Here is a 486-nt window from a genome sequence, read left to right on the forward strand (position 1 = left end):
GGGCCGGAGAAGGGCAGACCGGCCAGCTGCGTGGACGCGGAGGCGGCGTTGATCGCCACGACGTCGTACAGGTGGTCGGGGTTGAGCGCCATGATCGTGGCGACAACCTGGATCTCGTTGCGCAGGCCCTTCTTGAAGGACGGGCGCAGCGGGCGGTCGATCAGGCGGCAGGTGAGGATCGCGTCCTCGGAGGGCCGGCCCTCACGACGGAAGAAGGAACCGGGGATCTTCCCGGCCGCGTACTGGCGCTCCTCGACGTCCACCGTGAGGGGGAAGAAGTCGAGCTGGTCCTTGGGCTTCTTGGAGGCGGTGGTGGCCGACAGCACCATGGTGTCGTCGTCCAGGTACGCCACGGCGGAGCCGGCGGCCTGCCTGGCCAGGCGGCCCGTCTCGAAGCGGATGGTGCGGGTGCCGAAGGAACCGTTGTCAATGACGGCCTCGGCGTAGTGGGTCTCGTTCTCCACTAGCGTTTTCTCCGATACTTTT

Annotated in this window: 1 pseudogene; it reads right to left on the bottom strand. The window is 67.1% G+C overall.

The features are described from left to right. Positions 1–464 (bottom strand): annotated as a pseudogene (locus G3I60_RS43945) (polyribonucleotide nucleotidyltransferase); the annotation flags it as partial. Positions 465–486: the final 22 nt, after the last annotated feature.

The sequence above is a fragment of the Streptomyces sp. SID13666 genome, assembly GCF_010548325.1.
GTDB classification, from domain to species: domain Bacteria; phylum Actinomycetota; class Actinomycetes; order Streptomycetales; family Streptomycetaceae; genus Actinacidiphila; species Actinacidiphila fildesensis.